The 24,986-nt window shown below is 75.2% G+C and carries 22 protein-coding genes; 8 read left to right on the top strand and 14 right to left on the bottom strand.

From position 1 onward, the window contains the following. Window positions 1-6: 6 nt before the first annotated feature. The 5 genes from ACI8AX_RS03400 to dnaA form a co-directional block, all read right to left on the bottom strand. The gene (locus ACI8AX_RS03400; protein WP_456548388.1) at window positions 7-534 is read right to left on the bottom strand and encodes a DUF721 domain-containing protein; all 528 of its coding nucleotides are present in this window, start codon (window positions 532-534) and stop codon (window positions 7-9) included. Beyond that, the gene (recF, locus tag ACI8AX_RS03395; RefSeq protein ID WP_456548387.1) at window positions 531-1,691 is read right to left on the bottom strand and encodes a DNA replication/repair protein RecF; all 1,161 of its coding nucleotides are present in this window, start codon (window positions 1,689-1,691) and stop codon (window positions 531-533) included. The genes ACI8AX_RS03400 and recF overlap by 4 nt, the downstream gene beginning before the upstream one ends. A gap of 69 nt (window positions 1,692-1,760) precedes the next feature. Continuing rightward, window positions 1,761-2,696, bottom strand: coding sequence for a phosphogluconate dehydrogenase (NAD(+)-dependent, decarboxylating) (gene gnd / locus ACI8AX_RS03390; RefSeq protein WP_456548386.1), 936 nt, complete (start codon window positions 2,694-2,696; stop codon window positions 1,761-1,763). Between the two features lie 145 nt (window positions 2,697-2,841). Continuing rightward, entirely contained in the window at window positions 2,842-3,993 is a 1,152-nt protein-coding gene (gene dnaN / locus ACI8AX_RS03385) for a DNA polymerase III subunit beta (protein WP_456548385.1), read from the bottom strand. A 907-nt stretch (window positions 3,994-4,900) separates the two neighbouring features. After that, on the bottom strand, window positions 4,901-6,670 hold the full coding sequence (gene dnaA, locus ACI8AX_RS03380; protein WP_456548384.1) for a chromosomal replication initiator protein DnaA: 1,770 nt from the start codon (window positions 6,668-6,670) through the stop codon (window positions 4,901-4,903). A 695-nt stretch (window positions 6,671-7,365) separates the two neighbouring features. Here dnaA and rpmH point away from each other — a divergent pair. The 8 genes from rpmH (at window position 7,366) to ACI8AX_RS03340 (ending at window position 12,934) form a co-directional block, all read left to right on the top strand. Continuing rightward, on the top strand, window positions 7,366-7,503 hold the full coding sequence (gene rpmH, locus ACI8AX_RS03375; protein WP_089305879.1) for a 50S ribosomal protein L34: 138 nt from the start codon (window positions 7,366-7,368) through the stop codon (window positions 7,501-7,503). Window position 7,504: 1 nt separating this feature from the next. After that, window positions 7,505-7,873: a ribonuclease P protein component gene (gene rnpA / locus ACI8AX_RS03370; RefSeq protein ID WP_456548383.1), complete on the top strand. Its 369-nt coding sequence runs from the start codon at window positions 7,505-7,507 to the stop codon at window positions 7,871-7,873. Beyond that, on the top strand, window positions 7,870-8,256 hold the full coding sequence (gene yidD, locus ACI8AX_RS03365) for a membrane protein insertion efficiency factor YidD (protein WP_456548382.1): 387 nt from the start codon (window positions 7,870-7,872) through the stop codon (window positions 8,254-8,256). The genes rnpA and yidD overlap by 4 nt, the downstream gene beginning before the upstream one ends. Next, window positions 8,249-9,325, top strand: a complete 1,077-nt coding sequence (gene yidC / locus ACI8AX_RS03360; protein ID WP_456548381.1) for a membrane protein insertase YidC — start codon at window positions 8,249-8,251, stop codon at window positions 9,323-9,325. Before yidD ends, yidC begins: the two co-directional genes overlap by 8 nt. A gap of 91 nt (window positions 9,326-9,416) precedes the next feature. Then, window positions 9,417-9,983, top strand: coding sequence for a Jag family protein (locus ACI8AX_RS03355; RefSeq protein ID WP_456548380.1), 567 nt, complete (start codon window positions 9,417-9,419; stop codon window positions 9,981-9,983). After that, the gene (rsmG, locus tag ACI8AX_RS03350) at window positions 9,980-10,705 is read left to right on the top strand and encodes a 16S rRNA (guanine(527)-N(7))-methyltransferase RsmG (protein ID WP_456548379.1); all 726 of its coding nucleotides are present in this window, start codon (window positions 9,980-9,982) and stop codon (window positions 10,703-10,705) included. The genes ACI8AX_RS03355 and rsmG overlap by 4 nt, the downstream gene beginning before the upstream one ends. 91 nt (window positions 10,706-10,796) lie before the next feature. After that, a complete protein-coding gene (locus tag ACI8AX_RS03345; RefSeq protein ID WP_456548378.1) occupies window positions 10,797-11,894 on the top strand; it encodes a ParA family protein in 1,098 nt (365 codons plus the stop codon). Next, a complete protein-coding gene (locus tag ACI8AX_RS03340; RefSeq protein ID WP_456548377.1) occupies window positions 11,891-12,934 on the top strand; it encodes a ParB/RepB/Spo0J family partition protein in 1,044 nt (347 codons plus the stop codon). Before ACI8AX_RS03345 ends, ACI8AX_RS03340 begins: the two co-directional genes overlap by 4 nt. Window positions 12,935-13,037: 103 nt before the next feature. On the opposite strand, the gene ACI8AX_RS03335 is transcribed toward ACI8AX_RS03340, so the two are convergent. The 9 genes from ACI8AX_RS03335 to ACI8AX_RS03295 all read right to left on the bottom strand — a co-directional run bounded on the left by ACI8AX_RS03335 (window position 13,038) and on the right by ACI8AX_RS03295 (window position 24,945). Continuing rightward, the gene (locus ACI8AX_RS03335; protein WP_456548376.1) at window positions 13,038-14,069 is read right to left on the bottom strand and encodes a D-alanine--D-alanine ligase family protein; all 1,032 of its coding nucleotides are present in this window, start codon (window positions 14,067-14,069) and stop codon (window positions 13,038-13,040) included. Then, window positions 14,066-15,487 carry an aminotransferase-like domain-containing protein gene (locus tag ACI8AX_RS03330; RefSeq protein ID WP_456548375.1) on the bottom strand — a complete coding sequence of 474 codons (1,422 nt, stop codon included), beginning with the start codon at window positions 15,485-15,487 and terminating at the stop codon, window positions 14,066-14,068. Before ACI8AX_RS03330 ends, ACI8AX_RS03335 begins: the two co-directional genes overlap by 4 nt. An 88-nt stretch (window positions 15,488-15,575) precedes the next feature. Continuing rightward, window positions 15,576-16,718, bottom strand: a complete 1,143-nt coding sequence (locus ACI8AX_RS03325; protein WP_456548374.1) for an N-acetylmuramoyl-L-alanine amidase — start codon at window positions 16,716-16,718, stop codon at window positions 15,576-15,578. A 175-nt stretch (window positions 16,719-16,893) separates the two neighbouring features. After that, complete coding sequence (gene trxA, locus ACI8AX_RS03320) at window positions 16,894-17,220, bottom strand: thioredoxin (protein ID WP_091946014.1); 327 nt, start codon at window positions 17,218-17,220, stop codon at window positions 16,894-16,896. Between the two features lie 109 nt (window positions 17,221-17,329). Continuing rightward, a complete protein-coding gene (gene trxB, locus ACI8AX_RS03315) occupies window positions 17,330-18,355 on the bottom strand; it encodes a thioredoxin-disulfide reductase (RefSeq protein ID WP_456548373.1) in 1,026 nt (341 codons plus the stop codon). Window positions 18,356-18,396: 41 nt separating this feature from the next. After that, a complete protein-coding gene (locus ACI8AX_RS03310) occupies window positions 18,397-20,043 on the bottom strand; it encodes a hypothetical protein (protein WP_456548372.1) in 1,647 nt (548 codons plus the stop codon). 74 nt (window positions 20,044-20,117) lie between these two features. Further along, window positions 20,118-22,115 carry a murein biosynthesis integral membrane protein MurJ gene (gene murJ / locus ACI8AX_RS03305; protein ID WP_456548371.1) on the bottom strand — a complete coding sequence of 666 codons (1,998 nt, stop codon included), beginning with the start codon at window positions 22,113-22,115 and terminating at the stop codon, window positions 20,118-20,120. Next, window positions 22,112-24,472 (bottom strand): DUF6049 family protein, encoded by a 2,361-nt coding sequence (locus ACI8AX_RS03300; protein WP_456548370.1) that lies wholly within the window; start codon window positions 24,470-24,472, stop codon window positions 22,112-22,114. The genes murJ and ACI8AX_RS03300 overlap by 4 nt, the downstream gene beginning before the upstream one ends. After that, window positions 24,469-24,945 carry an NUDIX hydrolase gene (locus tag ACI8AX_RS03295; protein ID WP_456548369.1) on the bottom strand — a complete coding sequence of 159 codons (477 nt, stop codon included), beginning with the start codon at window positions 24,943-24,945 and terminating at the stop codon, window positions 24,469-24,471. The genes ACI8AX_RS03300 and ACI8AX_RS03295 overlap by 4 nt, the downstream gene beginning before the upstream one ends. Window positions 24,946-24,986: the final 41 nt, after the last annotated feature.

Below are 24,986 nucleotides of genomic sequence, written 5' to 3'. Positions count from 1 at the left end.
CGGCTCCTATCCGTACGTGTCCCGCGGGCCCCGCCCGCGAACCGACCGCGGGCCCTTCTTCCAGCTGGGGGCCGTCGGTCCGACAACGCGCAACCGGGTGACGACGTCCCCGCCGACCCCCGCGCGCAGCTTCCCGAGGATCGTCGGGGCCAGCAGGCGCAGCTGGGTGGCCCAGGCGGTCGACTCGGCGACGACCAGCAGCTCGCCCTCGCTGAGCGACTGCGGACGGCAGTGCGCGGCGATGTCGGGCCCGACGAGCGCGTCCCACCGGCCGAACACCGTCCCCACCCGGGTGTGCGCCGTCCAGTCCTGGTCGCTGACCAGCGAGTCGACCAGCCGGCCCAGCGGCTGGGGGTCGTCGGCGCTCGGGCCGGCCGGGGTCCAGCGCCGCCGCGGGCCGGCGATCCGCCGCCGGGTGGGCTGCGGGCGGGCGGCAGCCGCGGCGCGCGCCGCCTCCAGCGCGGCCCGCGCCACGTCGCTGGGTCGGCCTCCGCCTCCGGTGTCGCCCGGCCGGCCCGGCCGCTGCTCGGTCATGGGACCCCCTCCTCCTCGACGACGAACGCCGCCCCGCCGGCCACCTGCACGCGCGTGCCGCGCAGCTCGGCCGGGACGTCGTCGAGCACCGCCGCGGTGATCAGCGTCTGCTCGGCCGACCGCGCGACCTCGGCCAGCGCGGCGCGCCGGTCGGTGTCCAGGGTGGCGAAGACGTCGTCCAGCACAAGGATCGGCTCCTCGCCGTCGGCCCGGAAGAGCGCCAGGCAGGCCAGCTTGAGCGCGAGCGCCAGCGACCAGGACTCCCCGTGGCTGGCGAAGCCCTTGGCCGGCACCGGTCCCAGCGCGATGACCAGGTCGTCGCGGTGCGGGCCGACCAGCGTCATGCCGCGGTCCACCTCGTCCTGCCGGCGTTCGGCCACCCGCTCGCGCAGGGCGGAGGCCAGCTCCGCGACGTCGGGGAGCGGCGTCCCCCCGGTCAGGGGCGTGCCGTCGCCGGCCAGCGGGACGGTGCTGCTGTAGCCGAGCCCGGCGACCGGGGCGTCGGGCCCGGCGACCTGGGCGTGCGCGGCGGCCACGTGCGGCACGAGGTCGGCGACCAGCCGCAGCCGGGCCGCGAGCAGCTGGCTGCCGAGGTCCACGAGGTGACCGTCCCAGACGTCGAGCGTCGCCAGGGCCCCGCCGCGGGCCAGCCGGGCGGTCTTGAGCAGGGCGTTGCGCTGCTTCAGCACCCGCTCGTAGTCGCTGCGGACGCCGGCCAGCCGCGGGGTCCGGCTGACCAGCAGGTCGTCGAGGAAGCGCCGCCGGTCCGAGGGGTCGCCGCGCACCAGCACCAGGTCCTCGGGGGCGAACAGGACGGTCTTGACCAGGCCCAGCAGCTCCCGTGGCCGCGGCAGCGGCGCGCGGTTGACCCGGACGCGGTTGGCCCTGCCCGGGTTGACCTCGATCTCGACGAGAAGCTCCCGGTCCTCCCGGCGCAGCGCCGCCCGCACGACGGCCTGGTCCGCGCCGTGCCGGACCAGGGGCGCGTCCGAACTCACGCGGTGGCTGCTCATGGTCGCCAGGTAGCCGACCGCCTCGACGAGGTTGGTCTTGCCCTCGCCGTTGCGGCCGACGAACACCGTGGGTCCCGGCCGCAGCGCGAGGTCCACCCGCTCCCAGTTGCGGAACGACCCGAGCTGGAGGTGGCGGACGTACACGTCAGCCCCGGCCCCCTTGCAGGGCCCCGGGCCGAGCGTGCCAGGCGCGGGGGGCAAGAGGGTCCTTCCTCATGCGGGCCGCTCGACCTCCTGCGCCTGCACCGCCTGCACCGCGTGCCCGCCGAACTGGTTCCGCAGCGCGGCGACGGCCTTCATCGTCGGCGAGTCCTCCTGGCGGGAGGAGAAGCGCGCGAACAGCGACGCGGCGATCGTCGGCATGGGGACGGCGTTCTCGATCGCCTGCTCGACCGTCCACCGGCCCTCGCCGGAGTCCTCGGCGTAGCCGCGGATCCGGTCCAGGCGCGGGTCCTCCTCGAGCGCGCGGACCAGCAGGTCGAGCAGCCACGAGCGGATCACGGTGCCCTGGGTCCAGGACTTGATGACGCCGGGGACGTCCTCGATCAGGTCCACCGCCTCGAGCAGCTCGTAGCCCTCGCCATAGGCCTGCATGAGGGCGTACTCGATGCCGTTGTGGACCATCTTGCTGAAGTGCCCGGCGCCCACCGGGCCCGCGTGCACGAAACCCGCGTCGCCCGGCAGCGGCTGCCCGGACTCGTCCGCGGGGGACGGCGGCTTGAGCGCGTCGAAGACCGGCTGGACCTTGGCGACGTCCTCCTTCGTCCCGCCGACCATGAGCGCGTAGCCGTTCTCCAGGCCCCACACACCGCCGGAGACGCCGGCGTCGATGTAGCCGATGCCCTTCTCGCGGCACATCACGTCGTGCACCTGGTCGTCGGTGTACTTGGAGTTGCCGCCGTCGACGATCACGTCGCCGGCGTCCAGCAGCTCCGACAGCTGCTTCACCGTCGACCGCGTCGGCTCGCCCGCCGGCACCATGACCCACACGACACGCGGCGCCTGCAACGCCCCGACCAGCTCCTCGAGGCTGGTCACGTCCCGCTTGTCCGAGCTGTGGTCGTAGCCGACCACCTCGTGCCCGGCACGGCGGATGCGCTCCGCCATGTTGCCGCCCATCTTGCCCAGTCCCACCAAGCCCAGCTGCACCGTTGCTGTCCTCCCTGTCGTACGTGGACCGGCGTCCCGCCGAGCCCGCGCGACGCTGCGCAGGTGTCCTCGCCCGCCGTGCCCCGGCCGGTCGCCCGGGACACCTGTCAGGCTGCCCGGCCCGGCGGACGGGCGCGCGGCGGGGTCAGCCTGGCAGGCGCACCGGCATGATCAGGTACCGGTAGTCGGCGCCCTTCTCGGCCGGGCGGCCGGCGCCCTCCTCCTCGTCGGCGGACGGCTCGGCCACCCCCGAGAGCACCGCCGGCTTCAGCGGGCTGGTGAAGTCCATCCGTGCGCGGGGCGTGTGCACCGCCGCGAGACCGTCGAGCAGGAACGACGGGTTGAAGCCGATGGTCAGCGGCTCGCCCTCGAACTCGACGTCGCAGCGCTCCTCGGCCTGGCCCTCGTCGTCGGTGCCGCCGGCGCGCAGGGTGACCTGGCCCGGGGTGAACTCGCAGCGCAGCGGCGTCCCCCGCTCGGCGACCAGCGCGACGCGCTTGGCGGCATCGGTGAACAGCCCCACCGGCAGCGTGGCGTGGGAGTGGGACTCGGTCGGCATGATCGCCCGGTACTTCACGAACTCGGCGTCGAGCAGCCGGGTCGTCGTCTGCCGGTCCTTGCCCGAGAGGCCGAGGATGCCCTCGCCGGCGCCGCTGGAGGACAGGGAGACGGTGATCTCCGGGCCGCTGGTGAGCGTCTTCGCCGCGTCGGCGAGCGTGCGGGCCGGCACCAGGACGGCGGCCGACAGGCCGGGCGTCTCCGGGCGCCAGGCGAACTCGCGCACGGCGAGGCGGTAGCGGTCGGTGGCGGCCAGGGTCACCCGGTCGTCGTCGATCTCGAGCCGGACGCCGGTGAGCATCGGCAGCGTGTCGTCCCGGCCCGCGGCCACGGCGACCTGGCCGACGGCCTCGGCGAAGACGTCGCTCTCCACCACGCCGGCCGCCGAGGGCATGGCCGGCAGCGAGGGGTAGTCCTCGACGGGCAGGGTCGGCAGGCTGAACCGGGCGTTGCCACAGGTGATGGCCAGCCGCGGGCCCTCGGCGCGGACGTCGACCGGGTGGGGCGGCAGCGCCCGCGTGATCTCGGCCAGCAGCCGGCCGGGGACGAGCGTGCGCCCGCTCTCGCTCGCCTGGACGTCGACCTCCGCGCGGGCCGACACCTCGTAGTCGAAGCCGGAGACCGACAGCTGACTGCCGTCGACCTCGAGCAGGATCCCGGCGAGCACCGGCACCGACGGCCGGGGCGGCAGGCTGCGCGCCGTCCACGCGACGGCATCGGAGAGAACCTCTCGCGCCACCCGGAACTCCATGACCTGACCCACCCCTGCTCGTCGTCCACTGCGGTGCCACCGCGGTGCCCGGCAGGGAGGCCGGACCGCGGTGCGGTCCCCCATCGTGCCGTGCGCACCGGGTCGGGGGGAAACCGCTGTCGCGCGATCGGGGATCCGCGGGGACTGTCAGTGGCCTCTGCTCCCCTGCTGCGGGACGGCCCGCGAGGCCCTGCCAGCGGGCCGTCCCCACCCAGAGTGTGGTTCGAGAACTCCTCGAGAGAACTCCCTCATCCTCGTCATCACTGGTGTGGAACCTGGGGATCGAGGCCGTCTGCCCAGGTCAGCGCCCGAGTCGACATGTGGGTGCGCTGTGCGCGGCGACCGCACCACCCGTGTCGACACGTGGACAACGCAGCGGTCGTCAACGTCTCCCCCTCGTCGTCCACGACCTGTCCCCCCTCCTGCCCACGGCCCGTCCCCAGGTCGTCCCCGGGCCGGCCGGCGCGACGTGGACCGCAGCCGTCGGCGAGGTGTCGTGCTGGTGACGAAGCCGCTGGTCAACAGGCTTTTCCACCCCGGTGGACAGCCGGGACCGCGCGAGGGTCCCAGGACCGGGCGGGATCGCCCGGACGGGTGAGCGCACACCGTCCCCCGCCCGGATTCCCCAACCTGTGCACATCCCTGGGGACAACTGATCGACGTGTCGACCGAGGTCACCGCCCCGCGCCCGCCGATGACCGCACAGGAGGCGGTCGATGACCACACAGCCCTGTCCACGACCCTGTGGAAGAAGCGGGGCCAGAAGTGGTGGCAGCTCCCGCGACGGAGCCGTGGGCAACGGCACTCAGCGGCGGCCGGGGACGGCACGGGCCGCGGTGCGGTCCGGGGACCGCGGTCCGGAGCGCCGCGGTCCGGAGGACCGCAGTCACATCGCTCAGGACCGCGCGCGGCTCTTGATGCGGGCGGTCAGCTCGGTGACCTGCGTGTACGTCGCCCGGCGCTCGCTCATCAGGTTGGTGATCTTCTTGACGGCGTGCATGACCGTGGTGTGGTCCTTGCCGCCGAAGGAGGCGCCGATCCGCGGCAGCGACAGCTCGGTGAGCTCGCGGCACAGGTACATGGCGATCTGCCGGGCGTTGACCAGCGTGCGGCTGCGGTTGGAGCCCTGCAGCTCCTCCATCGTCACGGAGAAGTACTCCGCGGTCGCGGCCATGATGATCGCCGCGGTGATCTGCGGGCCCTGCTCGTCGCTGATCAGGTCCTTGAGCACGAGCTCGGCCAGCGGCAGGTCCACCTGCTGCTTGTTCAGGCTCGCGAACGCGGTGACCCGGATGAGCGCGCCCTCGAGTTCGCGGATGTTGGTCTGCACCTTGCTGGCGATGAACTCCAGCACCGGGTCGGGCACCTGCAGCCGCTCGCCGTAGGCCTTCTTCCGGAGGATCGCGATGCGGGTCTCCAGGTCCGGCGCCTGGACGTCGGTGATGAGCCCCCACTCGAACCGCGTCCGCAGCCGGTCCTCGAGCGTCGTCAGCTTCTTCGGTGCCCGGTCGGAGGTGATGACGATCTGCTTGCTGGCGTTGTGCAGCGTGTTGAACGTGTGGAAGAACTCCTCCTGCGTCCGCTCGGCCCGCTCGAGGAACTGGATGTCGTCGATCAGCAGGAAGTCGATGTCGCGGAAGCGCCGGCGGAACTCCTCGGCCCGGCCCGAGTGGACCAGGTTGATGAACTCGTTGGTGAACTCCTCGGTGCTGACGTAGCGCACCCGCACGTTGGGGAACATCCGCGCCGCGTAGTGCCCGATCGCGTGCAGCAGGTGGGTCTTGCCCAGCCCGGAGTCGCCGTAGATGAACAGCGGGTTGTAGGCACGGGCCGGCGCCTCGGCGACCGCGACGGCCGCGGCGTGGGCGAACCGGTTGCTGTTGCCGATGACGAAACTGTCGAAGACGTACTTGGGGTTGAGCCCCGGGTCCGAGCCGGTGGCCCGCCGGTCCCCGCCGAACAGCGCGACCGCCTCGCCGCCCCCTCGCGCCGGCCGGCGACCGCGGCCCGCCGGCTCCTCGGCGCCGTCGTCGGCCCGCTCGTCGGGAGCGCCCGCGGCGGGCTCGTCGAACTCGAAGGGGAGGACGGCGGCCTCGTCCCCGCCGCCCCAGTCCCGCTCGGCCGCCCGCCGGCGGCGGGCCGGCGGACGTCCCGGCGCGAGCTCGACCGGCGGCGGCGCGACCTCGCGCTCCCAGACGGGGGTCGTGGGCTCGTCCGCCCAGGCGGCGGGCGCGCCGTCGCGCTCCCAGGCCGGCGGCGCGTCGGTCCGCACCCCGAAGGCGCTGCGGCCGTCGTCGGCGCGGTCGCGGGTCTGCTGGTCCTCCTCGAGCCGGGACGCCTCGGCCGACGACCACGGGCGGCGGGTCGGCAGCTCCTCCGGCTCCGCCTCGCGGTCGGTGTCGGCGGGTGCGTCCTCCAGCTGGACGGCGACGCGGATGTCGCGGCCGAGCTGCTCGGACAGCGCCTCGGCGAGCACCCGGCGCATCCGCGACTCGAGCACCGCCTGGGTGAACCCGTTCGGCGCCGCGAGCACCATGGTGTCCTCGAACAGGCCCAGCGGTCGCGTCAGGTTGAGCATCGCGTTCTGCTGGGGGGACAGGCTGGCGGCCAGCCGCCCGCGGATCTGGTCCCAGACGGTGGCCAGGTCCACCGTGGCGTCGGCCATGGCCGCGTCCTCCTCCAGCTGTGTCGTCCGGCTGCCGCCCCCGCGACCCGGTGCGCCGCGGCTCCGGTCGCGCGCCGCGTCCTCAGCGGCGGCCGGTCCTCCCCCGGGGATCCGAGTTGTGGACATCCGGACACAACCGTTCCACACCGGTGTCCACAGGCTGTGCACGACCGGGAGCGGAGGGTCGGCGGTCCCGCGGGTGCGGAGCCGGCGACGAGTGTTCTCGCAGGTCAGGACGGAGAAGAGACTCGGATGGTCGGGGTGCGGCGGTCGGCGGACCGATGGTTCGGCCCCGTGCAGCCGGACCGGGGGACCGGGCCGGAGCAGCGGCGACGCTAACAGCCCCGTCCACAGGCGGGCAACGACGGCAGGGCCCTCCGTCGGCGCGTCGCCGGGCGTGTCGCACACCGTCGCACGGCGCGTCGTCGCGCTGTGCGTGCACTCCTGGGGGACCCTGGCGAGTCGGGGTCCCACCGGCCGCCCGGCCGGTCGCCGTCCTCGGTTATGCTGGTCGGAGTCCGTGACAGGTCCGCGGCACATCGGCGCGCCCGCGTGCCGTCGTGCACCGGGGGCCGTCGTGGTCGACCAGCTTCCGGGGGGCACCCGGGTGCGGCTCCCGCCGTCCCAGTGTCGCCCCGCGCCTCCCCGCCCACCGGCGGGTGGGCACCGCCTCTGTCGTGTAGTGGGAGTACTCCGTGAGCAAGCGCACGTTCCAGCCGAACAACCGCCGTCGGTCCAAGACCCACGGCTTCCGGCTGCGTATGCGCACCCGCGCGGGCCGGGCGATCATCGCCGGCCGTCGGCGCAAGGGTCGCGAGAAGCTCTCCGCCTGAGGTGTTGCCCGCGCAGGCCCGCCTGCGCCGGCGTCCGGAGTTCACCGCGGTCGTCCGGTCGGGCCGGCGTGCCGGGCGGCCGACCATGGTGCTCCACCTCCTCCCCGAGCGCCCGGGGCTCGCGCCGGAGACGGCCGGCCCCCGGGCGGGGTTCGTCGTGGGCAGGGCCGTCGGCAACTCCGTGGTCCGGCACCGGGTGACGCGGCGGCTGCGCGCGGTGGTCCGCGAGGAGCTGCACCGGCTGCCCGACACCGCCGACCTGGTGGTCCGCGCCCGGCCGGAGGCGGCCGACGCGAGCTCCGAGCGGCTGCGCGGCGACCTCGTCGCGGGGCTCGGCCGTGTGCTGGACCAGCGGGTCCGCCCCCGATGAGCGCCCCGCGCCGGGGTCCGGTCGCCCGGGCACTGCTCGCCGCCCTCGGCTTCTACTCGCGGGCCGTCAGCCCGGCCTTCCCGCCGCGCTGCCGCTTCGCGCCCACCTGCAGCGCCTACGCGGCCGAGGCGGTCACGGTGCACGGCGCCGGCCGAGGGTCGTGGCTGGCCCTGCGGCGCCTGCTCAAGTGCGCCCCCTGGCACCCGGGCGGCTACGACCCCGTGCCGCCGCGGCGCGCCGGCGGAACCGCCGCGCCCGACCACTCGTCGGGCAGTGCGGTGCCCGCCCCGGCGCGTACCGCCGATCCCGACCGGTCGCGCCGCGACCCGACGTCCCCGCCGGCCGACGGCCGGTCAGCGCAGCAGGAGGCTCGCGTTGCTTGACTGGCTGTACACCGCCATCGCGTGGGTGATGAAGCAGTGGCACGCACTGTTCTCCACCTTCCTCGACCCGGCCGGCGGCATCACCTGGGCGCTGTCGATCGTGATGCTCGTCGTCACGATCCGCATCCTGCTCTTCCGCCTGTTCATCAAGCAGGTCAAGAGCCAGCGGGCGATGCAGGAGATCCAGCCGGAGATCCAGAAGCTGCGCAAGCAGTACGGGTCGGACCGGCAGGGCTTCAGCGAGGCGATGATGAAGCTCCAGAAGGAGCGCGGGGTCAACCCGCTCGCCGGCTGTCTGCCGATCCTCCCGCAGATCCCGATCTTCCTCTCGCTGTTCCACGTGCTGCGCCGGCTGCGGCCGGGCGCCGACGGCCTGTACAGCTGGGACGACACCCTCACCGACCAGGCCGCCAAGGCCGAGCTCTTCGGTGCGCCGATCTCCTCGTCGTTCAACATGGTCGGGGAGAAGGCCGAGGCGCTCCTGGCGCTCGACGGCGTGAGCTGGGGCAGCATCCGCACGGTCGCGCTCACGCTCATGGTGATCATGTGCGCGACGACGTACTACACGCAGCGGCAGATCATGCGCCGGTCCGGCCCGGTCGAGGGCCAGGCCGCGACGATCCAGAAGCTGATGCTCTACGGGATGCCCATCAGCCTCTTCGTCACGGGCTTCTTCTTCCCGATCGGCGTGCTGCTGTACTGGTTCACCAACAACCTGTGGACGCTGGGCCAGCAGTTCTACATCCTGCGCAAGATGCCCCCGCCCAACTCGCCCGAGGCGCTGGCGAAGAAGGCCGCCGAGAAGCCGGCCGTCGACCCGAAGGCACTGGCGCCCAAGCCCGGCGCCAAGCCGGTCCGCGGGAAGGGCGGCCGTCCCGCCGCCCCGCCGGCCGCGGCGGTGACCGACCCGGCCGCGACGAGCGCGCCCGGCGCCGACGCGGGCGACGGTGCCGCGCCGTCCGGGAGCAGCGCCGCCGGGCGCTCCGGTGGTGACGGCGCGGGCAGCCGGCCAGGCGGCGGTGGGAACCGCACCGCCCCGGCGAACCGCGGCAAGCGCAAGCGTCGCTGAGCGACGGGTCGCCGAGCCACGGCTCGCACCCGGCGCCGCGCACAGACCACCGGGGACGCCCCGGCCGCCTGCACCCACAGGGAGGAACCCCATGAGCGCCCCCAACCCCTCGACGACGGACCCCGCCGCCGAGACCGAGCTGCCCGACCCCGGCCCCGCCGACGCCGACGCCCTGGTCGAGCCGGCCGACGCCGCCGACGACCTGCTGGTCCGCGAGGGCGACGTCGCGGGCGACTACCTGGAGCGGCTGCTCGACATCCTCGACGTCGACGGCGACATCGACCTCGACGTGGAGGGCGACCGCGCATCGGTGGCCATCGTCGGCGGTCAGCTCGACGACCTGATCGGGAACGACGGTGCCGTCCTGGAGGCCCTGCAGGAGCTGACCCGGCTGGCCGTCGCCCAGTCCACCGGCGTCCGGAGCCGCCTGATGCTCGACGTCGGCGGTTACCGGGCGAAGCGGCGGGCCGACCTGACCAGCCTGGCCGCCGACACCGCCGCCCGGGTGGCCCAGAGCCGGCAGCCCGAGCGCATGGCGCCGATGAACCCCTTCGAGCGCAAGGTCGTCCACGACGTCGTCGCCGGGGTGGCCGGGGTGCACAGCGAGTCGGAGGGCGAGGAGCCCAACCGGCGGGTCGTGGTCCTGCCTGACAAGTGACCAGCGGAGAGGGTGCGGCGGCCGCCCAGCGGGTCCCGGCCGCCCCACCGGCCACGGACGTCCCACCCCCGCCGGCGTCGGCAGCGTCTCCCCCGCCCACCCCGCCGTTGGCCGCCGAGGTCTTCGGGGCGGCCCTGCCCGCGGCGGAGGCCTACGTGGCCCGGCTGGCCGGCGACGGGGTCACCCGGGGCCTCATCGGGCCCCGGGAGGTGCCGCGGCTCTGGGAGCGGCACGTCCTCAACAGCGCGGCCGTCGCCGAGGCGGTCCCCCGGGGCGCCCGGGTGGTGGACGTCGGCAGCGGCGCCGGCCTCCCCGGGATCCCGCTGGCCCTCGCCCGGCCCGACCTGACGCTCACCCTGGTGGAGCCGATGGCCCGGCGGGTGGAGTTCCTCACCGAGGCCGTGGCCGAGCTGGGGACGCCGTGGCGGGTGGTCCGCGGCCGGGCCGAGGAGCGCTCGGTGGTCGCCGCCGTCGGCCCGGTGGACGTGGTGACCGCCCGCGCCGTCGCCCCGCTCCCTCGGCTGGTGGCCTGGTGCCGCGGACTGCTGCGCCCGGGAGCCACGCTGGTCGCCCTCGTCGGCGCCCGCGCACTGGAGGAGCTGCCCCGGATGCTGCCCGAACTCGAGGCCGCGGGGATGCGCGACGTCCACCCCCGGGCCGTCGGCGCGGAGTGGGGTGACGCTGCCACTACCGTGGTGGTGATGACGCGCGGACGTCGGTGAGACCGTCCGCTCCAGACCGACCGTTCCACGTGGAACGCGGAGCGTGAGGACGCGCGTGTTCCACGTGGAACGGACGCAGGAAGGACCCGTGATGAGCGACCCGGGCCAGCGGCTGCGGAGCAGTCTCGCCGCCGATCAGGCGGCCATGGCCCAGTTCTCCGCGTCGGGCGAGGAGTTCGACAGCCCGATCGCCATGGAGGCGCTGCGCGCCACCCGCGTGCTGCACGCGGCCAACCAGGACCCCTTCCCCCGGCCCGGGCGGATCCGGGTCATCACCATCGCCAACCAGAAGGGCGGCGTCGGCAAGACCACCTCCACGGTCAACCTCGGCGTCGCCCTCGCCCTGTACGGGCTGCGGGTCCTCGTCATCGACCTCGACCCGCAGGGGAACGCGAGCACCGCCCTGGGCGTCGAGCACAGCGTCGGGACGCCGTCCATCTACGACGCGCTCGTCGGCGACCGGGAGCTGGCCGAGGTGGTCCACCCGACCTCGGCCAGCCCCAAGCTGCGCTGCGTCCCGGCGACCATCGACCTGGCCGGCGCGGAGATCGAGCTCGTCTCGGTCGTCGCCCGCGAGTACCGCCTGCGCCGCGCCATCGAGGGGTACCTGCAGTCCCTGCCGGAGGACGAGCGGCCGGACTACGTGCTGGTGGACTGCCCGCCCTCGCTCGGGCTGCTGACGCTGAACGCGCTCGTCGCCGGCGACGAGGTGCTCATCCCCATCCAGTGCGAGTACTACGCGCTGGAGGGCCTGGGGCAGCTGCTCAACAACATCGAGCTCGTGCGGGCCCACCTCAACCCGGGCATCTCGGTCCGGACGATCCTGCTCACGATGTACGACGCCCGGACCAAGCTCGCCGACCAGGTCGCCGACGAGGTCCGCAACCACTTCGGTGACCTCGTCCTCACCACCGTCATCCCCCGCAACGTGCGTGTCAGCGAGGCACCGGGCTATGGGCAGTCGGTGCTCACCTACGACCCCGGCTCGCGGGGCTCGACCAGCTACGTCGACGCCGCGCGCGAGCTGGCCGAGCGCGGTGTCGCCATGACCCCGCAGGCAGACAACCGGCCTACCGGGGCCCGGGGGGTCTATCCCCCGCCGCTGCCGCCGCGGGCGTTCCCCGACACCGATGCGGCCACCGTCGACGTCGGCAGCGCGCCGGCCCCGTCCTCCGAGGAGTCCCGATGAACAAGCGTGGCGGTCTGGGCCGGGGCCTCGCGGCGCTCATCCCGACGAGCGCCCCGCCGGTGGAGCAGCCCACGCTGCCCGCCACGGACGAGCCGTCCGCCGGGACCACGCCGGCCGAGGCGCCGCCGGTCCAGCTGCTGCCCAAGGCCGCGCAGGCCGCCGACAGCGTGGCCGAGACCGTTGCCCGGCAGGTCGAGGAGACCGTCGGCGTCCCCGGGGCGCAGCTGCGCGAGGTGGCCGTCGGGGACGTCGTCCCCAACCCCAAGCAGCCTCGGCAGGTCTTCGACGACGAGGCGCTCGAGGAGCTCACCCACTCGGTGCGCGAGTTCGGCCTGCTCCAGCCCATCGTCGTGCGCGAGCGCACCCTCGACGACGGGCGGGGTGGCTACGAGCTCATCATGGGCGAGCGCCGGCTGCGCGCCGCCCGCGCGGCCGGGCTGGAGACGGTGCCGGCCATCGTCCGGGACACCGACGACGACGCCCTGCTGCGCGACGCCCTCCTGGAGAACATCCACCGCGTCCAGCTGAACCCGCTGGAGGAGGCGGCGGCCTACCAGCAGCTGCTCGAGGAGTTCGGCGCCACCCACGAGGAGCTGGCCCAGCGCATCGGCCGCAGCCGCTCCCAGGTCACCAACACGATCCGGCTGCTCAAGCTGCCGGTGAAGGTGCAGACGCGGGTGGCCGCCGGGGTCATCTCGGCCGGGCACGCCCGGGCGCTGCTCGGGCTGGCCGACCCCGAGGCGCAGGAGGCGCTGGCCGCCCGCATCGTGGCCGAGGGCATGTCGGTGCGGGCCACCGAGGAGGCGGTCGCGCTGGCCGCCGCCGAGCAGCCGACCGCGACCCGGCGCGCCCGCCGGATCGTGGCGCCCGGCGTCGAGGACCTCGCCAGCCGGCTGTCGGACGCCTTCGAGACCAAGGTGAAGATCCAGATCGGGCGGGCCAAGGGGCGCATCGTCGTCGAGTTCGGCTCGGTCGACGACCTCCAGCGCATCATCGGTCACATGGCCCCGGACATCACGGGCCGCCGCACCGACTCCTGACCCACTCAGCGAGACAGCCCCCGGATTCCGTCACAGCGGAATCCGGGGGCTGTCTCGGCCCCGCAGGGCCCCGCCGCGAGCCGGCGGGGCAGGGGGTCCTTGCTCAGCGGGCGCTCTGCGCCCGGCGGGTGAGCAGCGCGGCCAGCAGCTCCCCGAGGTCGTGCCCCGCGGCCTCGACGGCCATCGGGAACATCGACGTCTCGGTGAGCCCCGGGGAGACGTTCACCTCGAGGAAGTGGACCTCTCCGTCGGCGTCGACGATCGCGTCGGTGCGGGACAGGTCGGCCAGGCCGAGCTCCCGGTGCACGGTGACGGCCAGGTCGGCGGCACGGGCGGCGACGTCGTCCGGGATGCGGGCCGGGGTGTGGTACTCGGTGAGGCCGGGGGTGTAGCGCGCGGTGTAGTCGAAGACGCCGGAGGCCGGCGCCAGCTCGACCGCGGGCAGGGCCTGCGGCCCGTCGCCGAGGTCGACCACGGAGATCGCCAGCTCGGTGCCCTCCACGAACCGCTCGACCAGCACGGTGTCGCCGTAGGCGAAGCAGCTGACCATCGCGGCGGGCAGGTCCTCGACGCGGCTGACCTTCTGCACGCCGAGCGACGAGCCGCCCGAGGCCGGCTTGACCACCAGCGGCAGGCCCAGACGGGCGACGATCAGGTCGAGCACGGCCCCGGCGCCCAGCTCCCGGAAGGTGCTGTGCGGCAGGGCGACCCAGTCCGGCGTCGTCCCGCCGGCGCTGCGCACGACGGACTTGGCCGCCGGCTTGTCCCACGCCAGCCGGCAGGCAGCGGCCGGGGAGCCGACGTAGGGGACGCCGGCCAGGTCCAGGACCGCCCGCAGCGAGCCGTCCTCCCCCGTGGCGCCGTGCAGGGCGATGAAGACCGCGTCGGCCGGCGAGGCGGCCAGGCCCGGCAGCAGCTCGGCGTCGGCGTCGCGCAGCTCGGCGTCGACCCCGGCGCGGGTCAGCTCCTCGGCGACCTGCGTGCCCGAGGAGAGGCTGACCTCCCGCTCGAAGGTCAGGCCGCCGGCGAGGACGACGACCCGCAGCGGGTCGGCGGTGGGCACCGGGTCGGCGGTGGGCACCGGGTCGGTGCCGTGCGCCGGGTCGGCAGTGGGCATTGCGGCGGACTCGGTCATGCTCGGCCGTCCTCGAAGCGGTTGCCGTTGGCGGGACCCACGATGTTCTCCGCCTCGTGGCCGGGCACCGGTCGCGTCACGGCGCGGAAGGTACCGGTGTCGACGGAGTCGAAGGTGGAGTGCAGGTCCAGTTCCGCCTCGATGACCCGGGCCAGCCGGCGCACGCCCTCGCGGATCTGGTCGGGCTCGGGGTAGCAGTAGGACAGCCGCATGTACTCGCGGCCGCTGCCGTCGGCGTAGAAGCCGATGCCGGGGACGTACGCGACGTGCGCGTTGACCGCCCGCGGCTGCATCAGCTTGCTGTCCAGGCCGTGCGGCAGCTTGAGCCACACGTAGAAGCCGCCCTCGGGCTCGGTCCAGGTGGTCCCGGCGGGCATCATCGCCGTGAGGGACTCCAGGCAGGCGTCCCGGCGCTCGCGGTACAGCTCGCTGAACAGCTTGATCTGCTCGCGCCACGGCTGGGTGTCCAGGTACCGGGCGACGGCGTACTGGGTCAGCGACGGCGGGCAGAGCACCTGGGCCTCGGTGGCCAGTACCAGCTTCTCGCGGACGGCGAGCGGCGCCAGCACCCAGCCGACCCGCAGGCCCGGCGAGAAGGTCTTGGAGAACGAGCCGAGGTAGACGACCCGCGAGGCGTTGCGCGCCCGCAGCGCCCGCATCGGCTCCCGGTCGAAGCCGAGCAGGCCGTAGGGGTTGTCCTCGACGACCAGCAGGTCGTAGCGGTCGGCGATGTCCATGATCGCCTCGCGGCGGGGCTCGGACAGCGTCACGCCGGCGGGGTTGTGGTAGTTCGGCACCGTGTAGAGGAACTTCACCCGGTCGCCGTTGGCCCGGCACTCGAGCAGCGCCTGCTCCAGCGCCTCGGGGACGAGGCCGTCGTCGTCCATCGGGACGTGGCGCACCCGCGCCTCGGCGGCCTGGAAGACCCCCAGCGCGCCCACGTAGGACGGGCCCTCGGCGAGGACGACGTCGCCCGGGTCGCAGAACACGCGGGTGACCAGGTCCAGCCCCTGCTGGGAGCCGACCGTCACCACGACCTCGCTCGGCGAGGCGTCGGTGATCCCCTCCAGGGCCATCACGTCGCAGATGCGCTCGCGCAGCCGCGGGTCGCCCTGGCCGGAGCCGTACTGGAGGGTCTGCGCGCCCATGCCGCTGACCAGGTCGCCGATCATCGAGCCGACGGCGTCCAGGGGCAGTGCGGTCACCGCCGGCATGCCGCCGGCCAGCGACACGACCTCCGGGCGGCTGACGACGGAGAACAGCGCGCGGATCTCCGAGGTCTTCATGCCGTGGGTGCGTGCTGCGTACCGGTCGGCGAGGGGGTCCAGCCGCGGGTGGCGGGGGACCACCGGGTTGTGCGGGTGCGAGTGCGCGTTCGCGCCGGGGCCCGGGGGCACACCGGGCGGGAGAGTGGCCACCCGTCGAGTGTAGGGACGCCGTCGTGCGGGTTCCGGCGACACGTCGGGATGTGACGGACGGGTCCGGAGTGCAGTCCCCGTCGCGGCGCTACACCCGCTGGGGGAGGACGAAGGTGCCGGTGGGCGGGTCGGCCTCGGCGGGGAGGAAGAGCCGCTGGACGGCGGCGAGGACGGCCGAGGCCACCGTGCCGCGCAGCCGGGCGTCGAGCAGCAGCAGCCGGTCGACCGGGTGCGACAGGTACCCGCAGTCCAGCCGCACCGCCGGCATCCGGGTCATCCGCAGCAGGTCCCACGTCTTCGGGTAGCCCCCGAGGTCGATCAGCCCGGTGCGCGCCACGACCTCGCGCCGGACCAGGTGGGCGAACTGCTCGCCGACCGTGGACGAGGCGCCCGAGCCCGTGCCGTAGTAGTAGCTGGCCACGCCGCGGGCGTGCTCGGAGCCGTGGGCGTCCATGTGCAGCGAGAGGAACAGATCGGCGCGGGCGTCGTTGGCGAAGGCCGTCCGCTCGGCCGCGGTGGGGTTCTGGCCGCGGCCGCGGGTCAGGTAGACGCGCGCGCCAGCGGCGGCGAGCCGGCCCTCGATGCGGCTGGCCAGGTCGAGCACGAGGTCGGCCTCGGTGGTCTCCCCCGCGGTGAAGCCGGTCTCCGCGCCGCCGTGCCCGGGGTCGACGACGATCACCCGGCCGATCAGGTGCGGGCCGCTCTCGACCATGGAGGCGCTCTGCCGGAGCAGCTGCGGGCGGCCGCCGGTGACCTTGCGGCCCAGCTGGCGCAGCGCGCGCAGGGTGGCCGGACCGCAGGTGCCGTCGGCGGTGAGCCCGTAGTCGCGCTGGAACGCGCGCAGCCCGGCCTCGGTCTCGGGGCCGAGGATGCCGTCGGCGCGGCCGGCGTCGTACCCGAGCTCCAGGAGGCGCTCCTGGAGGTTGGTGACGTCGTCACCGCGCATGGGGCGCTCGGGGTCGTGGTGCAGCAGCCGGTCACCCAGCGACCAGCGCGCCTCCGACAGCGCCCGGTAGGTCTCCTCGCCGACGTGCCCGTCGACGGTCAGCCCGCGGACCTGCTGGAAGTGGCGCACCGCGAGCTCGGTCGCCTGGTCGTAGACCGCGTCGGCGCCGTCGTCCGGGTCGACCGGCCGGAGGAGCTCGAGACTGCGGAGTGCGGCCCGGACGTCGGCCACCGCGGGGCCACGGTCCCCGGGGCGCAGGGGGAAGGTGCCGTCGTTGCTCGCCATCGTGTCCCGATTGTCGTCCTCGCCGGCGGGCCCGGCCCGTCGGGGGTGCGCCGCGCCCACCCCGGACGCGGCAGGACCCACCCGGCCGGGTGGCCGGGTGGGTCCTGGGGTCACGCTCCGCGCCCGGCCCCGGTGCAGGGGCCCACCGCGAGCGGGCGGGCGGCGGGGTCCTGCGTCAGATGTAGTCGGACAGGTCCGACAGGATGGCGCCCTTGGGCTTGGCGCCGATGATGCTCTTGACCGGCTTGCCGCCCTGGAACACCGTCATCGTCGGGATCGACATGACCTGGTAGTCGCGGGCGATCTGCGGGTTCTCGTCGATGTTCAGCTTGGCGATCGTGAGCTTGTCGCCGTGCTCGGCGGCGATCTCCTCGAGCACCGGGGCGACCATCTTGCACGGCCCGCACCACTCCGCCCAGAAGTCGACGAGCACGGGCTTGTCGCTGCCCAGGACCTCGTCGGCGAAGCTCGCGTCGGTCACCGTCACGGTGTTGCCTGCCATGGTCGTTCTCCCTCTGTGGTCTGGCGTGGAGTCGGGCTCCGGTCGGGTCAACCGGGGGCACCGCGGATCTATGCCCGGGCGGGTGCGGGCGCACCCGCCCGGGGGGAGCTCAGCGCTCGTCGAAGGTCTCGGCGAGCCAGCGCTCGGCGTCGATGGCCGCCGCCGCGCCGGTGCCGGCCGAGGTGATGGCCTGGCGGTAGATGTGGTCGACGACGTCGCCGCAGGCGAACACGCCGTCGATGTTGGTGCGGGTCGTCGGGTGCTCGACCTGCACGTAGCCCTCGTCGTCCAGCTTGAGCTGGCCGGCGAACAGCTCGCTGCGCGGGTCGTGGCCGATGGCCACGAACATCCCGGCGACGGGGAGCTCCTCGGTGGTGCCGCTGGCCACGTCGGTCAGCTGCACGCCGGCGACGGTGTCCTCGCCGAGGACGTCGGTGACCTGCTTGCCCAGCGCCCAGCGGATCTTCTCGTTGTCCTGCGCGCGCTTCTGCATGATCTTCGAGGCGCGCAGCTCCTCCCGCCGGTGGACGACGGTCACGCTCTTGGCGAAGCGGGTGAGGAACGTGGCCTCCTCCATCGCCGAGTCGCCGCCGCCGACCACGACGATGTCCTGGTCGCGGAAGAAGAACCCGTCGCAAGTGGCGCAGGCCGACACGCCGCGGCCGAGCAGCCGGGCCTCGTTGTCCAGGCCCAGGTACCGGTACTTCGAGCCGGTGGCGACGATGACCGCGTGCGCCCGGTACTCCTGGTCGCCGACCTCGACCACCTTCGGGCTGGCGGTCAGGTCGACGCGGGTCACGTCGCGGGCGACCAGCTCGGCGCCGAAGCGCTCGGCCTGGGTGCGCATGTCGTCCATCAGCTGCGGGCCCTGCACGCCCTCGGCGAAGCCGGGGAAGTTCTCCACCTCGGTGGTGGTCATGAGGGCGCCGCCGAACTGGGAGCCCTCGAAGACCAGCGGGTGCAGGTTGGCCCGGGCGGCGTAGATCGCCGCGGTGTACCCGGCCGGCCCGGACCCGATGATGATCAGGTCGCGGACCCCGTCGTGCTCCGCGGGCGGGATGGCCGGGTTCTCGACCTCCGCGCCGGTGACGGCGGGGCCGGGGGTGGGCTGGTGGTCGTTCGTCACGGGCGGCACAACGGCAGATCGTAGAGCCGCATTCCCCCGCGGTGGCCGCCTCAGCCCGCGGGGCGGAGCGAGACCTCGGCGATGTCGGCGGAGAAGCCGCCGTCGGCCGGGACCAGCGAGGTGACCCAGACGAGCAGGTAGCGGGTGGTGACGGGCTCGTCGAAGGCGAGCTCGGTGGTGCCGTCGACGGTGCCCGAGGCGGCGACCGTCCACTCGGCGACGTCGGACCCGGGGGTGCCCCCGACCCGCACCTCCATGGTCGCGCCCGGGGTGGTGCTGGTGACCGTGACGGCGGCCAGCGCCTGGTCGGCGCCGAGGTCGTAGACGATGCCCATGCCGTCCTTGAGCCCGCCGAAGGCGGCCGACCCGCGGTAGGTGACGGTCGACCAGGACGTGGCCGGGTCGCCGTCGAAGGTCAGCGGCACGTCCCCGGGGTTCTCCGGGTCCCCGTCGCCCTGCGGGTCGAACAGGGTGCCGGAGGCGATGGTCGCCGCCGGCACGTCGGCCGGGGGCGGGGGCTCCTCGGCCGCGGTGTCCTGCGGCGCCGAGGACGCCGGCGGGGAGGAGCTGCCGGGGGTGTCGACCGAGTCGGCGACGGAGAGCACGTTGGTGCCGAACCACCAGGCGAGCAGGACGACGATCGCCAGTGCCAGCAGCGGCAGGCCGACGACGACGAGCTTGCGCCGGCCGGGCCGCTCCCCGCGGTCGTCGGCGGACCCGTCGTCGCGGACGTCCTCGTCGGAGTCGTCGTCGGCGTCGTCGTCCTCGAAGGCGGCGTCGAGGTGCAGGTGCTCGTCGCCGTAGGGCGGCACCGGCGGCAGGGCCCCGCGCGTGGCGCCGTACCGGGTGTCGTCGTCCCGCGGGTCGTCGTACGGGGTGCCGTCGAGGTCGTCGTCCTCCCGGCGCTCGCGGAGCCGGCGCAGCCAGCCGCTGTCGCTCTCGTCCGGCTCGCGGACCAGGTGGGCCGACTGGCTCGGCCGCGGCGGCTGGGCGAGCAGCGCGGCCATGGCCGCGGCGCTGGACAGCCCGGCGCCCGGCTCGGTGGACCGCGCTCGGCGGACCAGCGCGGCCAGGTCGGGCTGCGGGATGACCGGGGGCGGCGAGGGCCGGCCGTCGGGACCGGGCCGGCCGGCCTGACGCCCGGTGAGGCAGAACTCCAGCAGCGCCCCGAGCGCGGCGATGTCGCCCTGCATGCTCCCGGAGGCCGCGGGGACGGCGCGCAGCCCGACGAGGCCGTTCGGGCGCAGCACGACCGTCTCGGGGGTGATCCCGCCGACGGCGAGGCCGACGCGGTGCGCCTCGGCGATGCCTTCGGCGAGCCGGCGCAGGACGGTGCGCGCCTCGCGCTCGGGCACCGGCCCGTCGGCGAGCCGCTCGGCCAGCGTGCGGCCCTCGATCCACTCGTTGACGACGTACGCGGCGCTGCCGGGACCGCCGTCGGCCGCCCCGCTGCCCTCGGCGGCGTCGTAGACCATGGCCAGCGCCGGGGTGGCCAGCCCGCCGGCGGTGAGCGCCCGGCCGATCCACGCCCGCGCCGGCGGGCCGCCGGGGGTGTGCACGCGGATGGCGACGTCGCGGTTGAGGACGCGGTCGCGGGCCCGCCAGCACCGGATGACGCCGGTGGGGGTGGACTCCTCGGGGCCGATCTCGTCGAGCGGGCGGTAGCGGTCGGGGAGGCCGGTGATGGTGGACGTCATCGCCGCAGCCCCCTCGTCCACTCGTCGTCCGCGGTGCCCGCGCCCCGCAGCGGGGGTCGCGCCCGGCTCGCCGCTCACCCGCGCCCGCGCCGGCCCAGGACCGCCGAGAGCGGTCCCGTCACCTCGGGTACCCGGGCGAGCAGCATGCCGCCGACGGCTGCGACCCCGATGACCACGGTACCGATGAGCAGGGTGCCGAGCGAACCCGCCACCGAGGTGCCGAGCACACTCCGAGACACGATCGTGACGCCCCAGCCCACCAGCGCAGCCCCCAGCGACGCGGCGGTCACGCGCAGTACCGGGACGAGGGTCGACCGGGTGTCCAGCGCCCCCAGCCGGCGGGTGAGCGCGACGTGGCCGAGGACCCAGCCGGCGACGTAGGTGACGCTCGTGACGAGCATCAGCCCGGCGACGACGTGCTCGGGGTCGACCACGGCCGGGACCGCCACGAGCAGGGGCACGCGGACGGCGACCATGCCCAGCTGGATCAGCGTCGGCGTCCGCGCGTCCTTGGTGGCGTAGAAGACCCGCAGCTGCAGGAGCGTCACGGCCATGGGCAGCAGGCCGAAGGCCCCGATGGCCAGGGCGACCCCGATCGCGCGGGCCTCCTCCACGCTGGTGTTGCCGCGGGCGAAGGCGACGGTGGCCAGCGACGGGCCCAGCACCGTGAGCGCCGCGGTGACCGGCAGCAGGCCCAGCGCGGACAGTCGCGTGCCCAGGGAGAGGTCGCGGACCACGCCGTCGACGTCCGAGCGGGCCGCGGCGCGGCTCATCCGGGGCACCAGCGCCGTCAGCAGGGCGACGCCGATGATCCCGTAGGGCATCTGGAACAGCAGGCTGGAGATCGCGAAGGCGCTGGAGCCCAGGCCGCCGTCGCGGCCGGCCGCGTTGGCGATGCGGGTGGCCACGGCGACGCCGACCGCGCTGACCGCGGAGTAGGCGATCACCCACAGCCCCAGCGAGCCGGCCTCACGCAGGCCGGTCTGCCGCAGCCCCCAGCGCGGCCGCAGCGGCACGCCCGCCCGGCCCAGCAGCGGCAGCAGGACCACGGCCTGCACGGCGATGCCCAGGGTGGTGCCGGCCCCGAGCAGCCAGACCAGCCCGGGGCTGATGCTGCCGGGGGTGAGCTCGCCATCGGCGACCGCCATGAACACCACGCCGGTGGCGATGACGACGACGTTGTTGAGCACCGGCGCCCAGGCCGGCGGGCCGAACACCCCGCGGGAGTTGAGCACCGCCTGCGCCAGCGCCCCCAGGCCGTAGAAGACGATCTCCAGCAGCAGGATGCGGGCCAGCCAGTTGGCCAGCCGGACCTGGTCGGGGTCGCCGGAGATGCCGTAGAGCCGGGTGAGCAGCGGCGCGGCGAGGACGGCGACGGCAGTCACGACGACCAGCCCGGCGACGGCGACGGTGGACAGCCGCTGGACGTAGCCGACGCCGCCGTCGCGGTCGCGCTCCTGGGCGTGCACGAACAGCGGCACGATCACCGAGGTCAGGACCCCGCCCAGCAGCAGCTCGTAGACGATGTTGGGCAGCGTGTTCGCGGTGTTGTAGGCGTCGTTGACCAGCCCGACGCCGAGCGCGGCGGCCAGCACCATCGTGCGCAGCAGGCCGGTCACCCGGGAGACGAGCGTGGCCACGGCCATGGTGCCGGCGGCGCGGAGGATGCCGCGGCTGGCGCCGGGGGCGCCCTCGCGGGCCGACGCCTCCTCCTCGGTCTCGTCGACGCGCGTGGGGACCGCCGGCAGGACCGGGATGAGCTGCGTGTCGTCGGGACCGGGGACGAAGCGGGGCCGCGGCGGGGGCACCGGGGGCAGCGGACGGTCGCTGCGGACCGGGCGGTCCCGGCGGACGGCCGGCGGGGGCACCGGCCGCAGCGGCACCACGGGTGGGCGCATGCCGGTGCCGTCGGCCGGGTCGGCGACCACGGGGTAGGGCGGCGGGGGCAGCGGCGTGGCCGGGCGGCGCGCGCGCGGCTGCTCGGCGTCGCGCGCGGACCGGCGCGGCGCGGCGGGCGGGACGGGCGGCAGCGGCAGCCGGTCGCGCTCGCCGACCGGGGGCTCGTTGCTCACACCGGGCTCCGCGCGGGCGGCAGCGGGACCGCCGCGCCCTCGGGGGCGTCGCCGCCGGGCAGGTCGTCGTCCTCGTCGCGGCCGGTCCCCGACCGGCGGCGCAGGAGGAAGCGGACCCCGCGGCGGAGGAACAGCAGGCCGAGCAGGGCCGCGGCGCCGATCGTGATGGCGAGCGAGATGGCGCCGTACGCGGTGCTGGTGACCTGCAGCTCGACCGTGTCGCCGAGCGCGTCGCCGTCCGGGGTGGTGAGGGTGGCGGTGACGGCGAAGCGGCCGGACTGGCGGACCTCGGTGGGCACCTGCAGCGTCGTCCGCTCCAGCGGCGCCAGCTGCTGCACCCCGATGTCGGAGACCGACAGCCCGACCCCGCTGCGGGTGCGCACCTGCAGCCGCACCAGCACCGCGAAGGGCAGGTCGTTGCGCACGGTCAGCACGAGCGGGGCGTCGCTGGAGGCGAGGCTGTAGGTGCCGTCGGCCGGGGAGAGCAGCGTGACCTCGTCGAGCAGGGACTCCACGGTGCCACGGAGGTCGCCGGCCGCCTGCACGGCACGCTCGGGGTCGCGGCCGGAGGCCACCGACGTGGCCCGGGCCGTGGCCGCGTCGAAGGGGGCGAGCGCCGCGTCGGTGTCGCCGACGACGGCCCCGGCCAGGTCGTCGCGGGCCTCGACGGCGGCACGGACGTCGGTGAGCACGGCCGGTGCCAGTGCTCCGGGGTCCGCGGGCGGGAGCAGGCCACCGGTGTCGGCGACCGGTCCGGTCAGCAGCTCGTCGAGGCCGGCGGTGCGGACGCCGGGCACCTGGGTGGTGGAGGCGATCAGCGCGGTCAGGTCGTCGGGCTCGGCGTCCAGCCCGCGCGGCGGCGCGACGAGGACGGTGCGCAGGGCGAGGGGGTCGCCACCGGGCTGGCGGGACAGGAGGGCGACCTCGGCGACGTAGCGCTGCCCGGCGAGACCCGCGCCGCCGTCCGCCGCGCCGGTGTCGCCGGCCAGGGTGCTCAGCGAGGCGTCGGCGACCAGGCCGACGGTGCCCTCGGCCAGCGGCGTGCGCGCGGCGGCGCCGCCGGCGCCCAGGCCGACCGCGGCCCCGCCGTCGGCGAGACCGTCGGAGCTGACGACGACGGAGGAGACGCCGCCGGCCCGCAGGACGCCCAGCGTCTGGCCGTGCACCGCGCCGCCGGCGGCCCAGGCGAGATCGGTGCGGGGCTCGACGTCGAGGACGTCCCGCAGGATGCGGGCGCCGGCGCCGGCCTGGCTGACCGGCGCGCCGCCCTCCTCCTCGGGCAGCGCGGGGAACGCGGCCGCCGTCCCGGTGGCGGGCAGGCTGCGCGCGGCGACCTCGGGGAGCCCGGCGGTGGTCACGGCGTCCACGTCGACGTCGCCGTAGGGCAGGGCCACGACGGGGTGGACGTCGGCCACCGAGCGCAGCCGGTCGAGGAACGCGGCGGCCGCCTCGGTGCCCTCGCCGGCGTCGTCCTCGCCCGCGACGTCGTAGGGCCCGTCGGCCATCACGTCGAGGGCCTCGACCAGGGCGGGGTCGACGGCGAGGGTCACCCGCGCCACCGGCTGCGGCTCCTGGCCGGGAACCGGCTCGGTCTCGGGGAGCTGCTCGACGGCGGAGAGCAGCCGGTCCAGCCGGCCGCCCGAGCCGACGGCCTCGGCGAGGTCGTCGTCGGTGAACCGGCCGGCGGCGTCGCGGTGGGTGGGCTCGACGAGCGGCCACAGCCAGGCGACGCCCGTCGTCCCCACCGGCGGCGCACCCACCTGGACGACGTAGGTGCCGACCTCCCCCACCCGGCTCTCCACCCCGTCGGGGGTGGTGCCGTTGAGGTTCAGCAGGACCGGGTAGACGCCGTCCTCGACCAGCTCCAGGTCGACGGTGGTGGTCGTGTAGCGGAAGTCGAGGGACGCGCCGGCGGCGAGGGTGCCGGCGATCGGCAGGAACTCGGCGTTCGCGCGCGTCGCGGGCGGGTCCAACTCGGCGGCGACCAGCTCGGCGCGGGTGCGCAGCGGGTCGCCGCGCTGCAGCCGCAGGGCGAGGCCGGAGAGGTCCTCGCTGCCGGTGTTGGTCAGCGTCACGCTCAGCGTGATCGTGCCGCCGGGGACGACGGTGGCCGGCTCGACCCGGTCGACGGTGATGCGGACCGGGCGGTCGGGGTCGGTCGCGGCGCCGGCGGCGTCGTCCCCGGGCCGGTCGTCCCCCGGCGCGGCGGTCGCGACCGGGGTGAGCGGGCCGCCGAGGCCGGCGACCAGCGGCAGGGTCACCAGCAGGGCGACGATCAGCCGCAGCAGCGCCGGGCGGGAGTGGCTGCCCCGGCGTCCGGTGCCGTGCCCGTGCGGAGTGTCGGGGCCGCGGCTCACGCGCTGTCGGCGAGCAGCGCCGGGGCGCGCTCGACGAGCGCCCGCTCGTCGGCGTAGGCCAGGCGCTCGCTCAGCTCGTCCAGCGGCACCCACGCGACCTCGGTGACCTCGATGTCGGCGTCCGACAGCGCGCCGCCGATCGCGCGGAGCAGGAAGTGGTGCACCGTCTTGTGCACGCGCCGGCCGTCGGCGACGAACCAGAAGTCGATGATCCCGAGCGGGGCGAGGACCTCACCGATGATCCCGGTCTCCTCGGCGACCTCCCGGACGGCGGTGTCCTCCGGGGTCTCGCCCTCCTCGATGTGGCCCTTGGGCAGCGACCAGAGGAGGCGTCCGCGCCGGTCGGTGCGGCCGATCAGGGCAGCGCGGGGCCCGGTCACGCCGTCGTCGGCCACCACCAGGCCCCCGGCGGAGGTCTCGTCGACCCGGCGCAGCCGGCGGCCGGGGCGTCCGCGTCCGCCCGTCCCAGCCATGCCAGGAGGGTAGCGCGCGCGCCGGCACTACCCTGGCTCGT

The sequence above is a fragment of the Blastococcus sp. SYSU D00813 genome (assembly GCF_054050735.1).
Note: the sequence above shows the minus strand (reverse complement) of the source record. Positions and strands in the feature narration are given on the sequence as shown.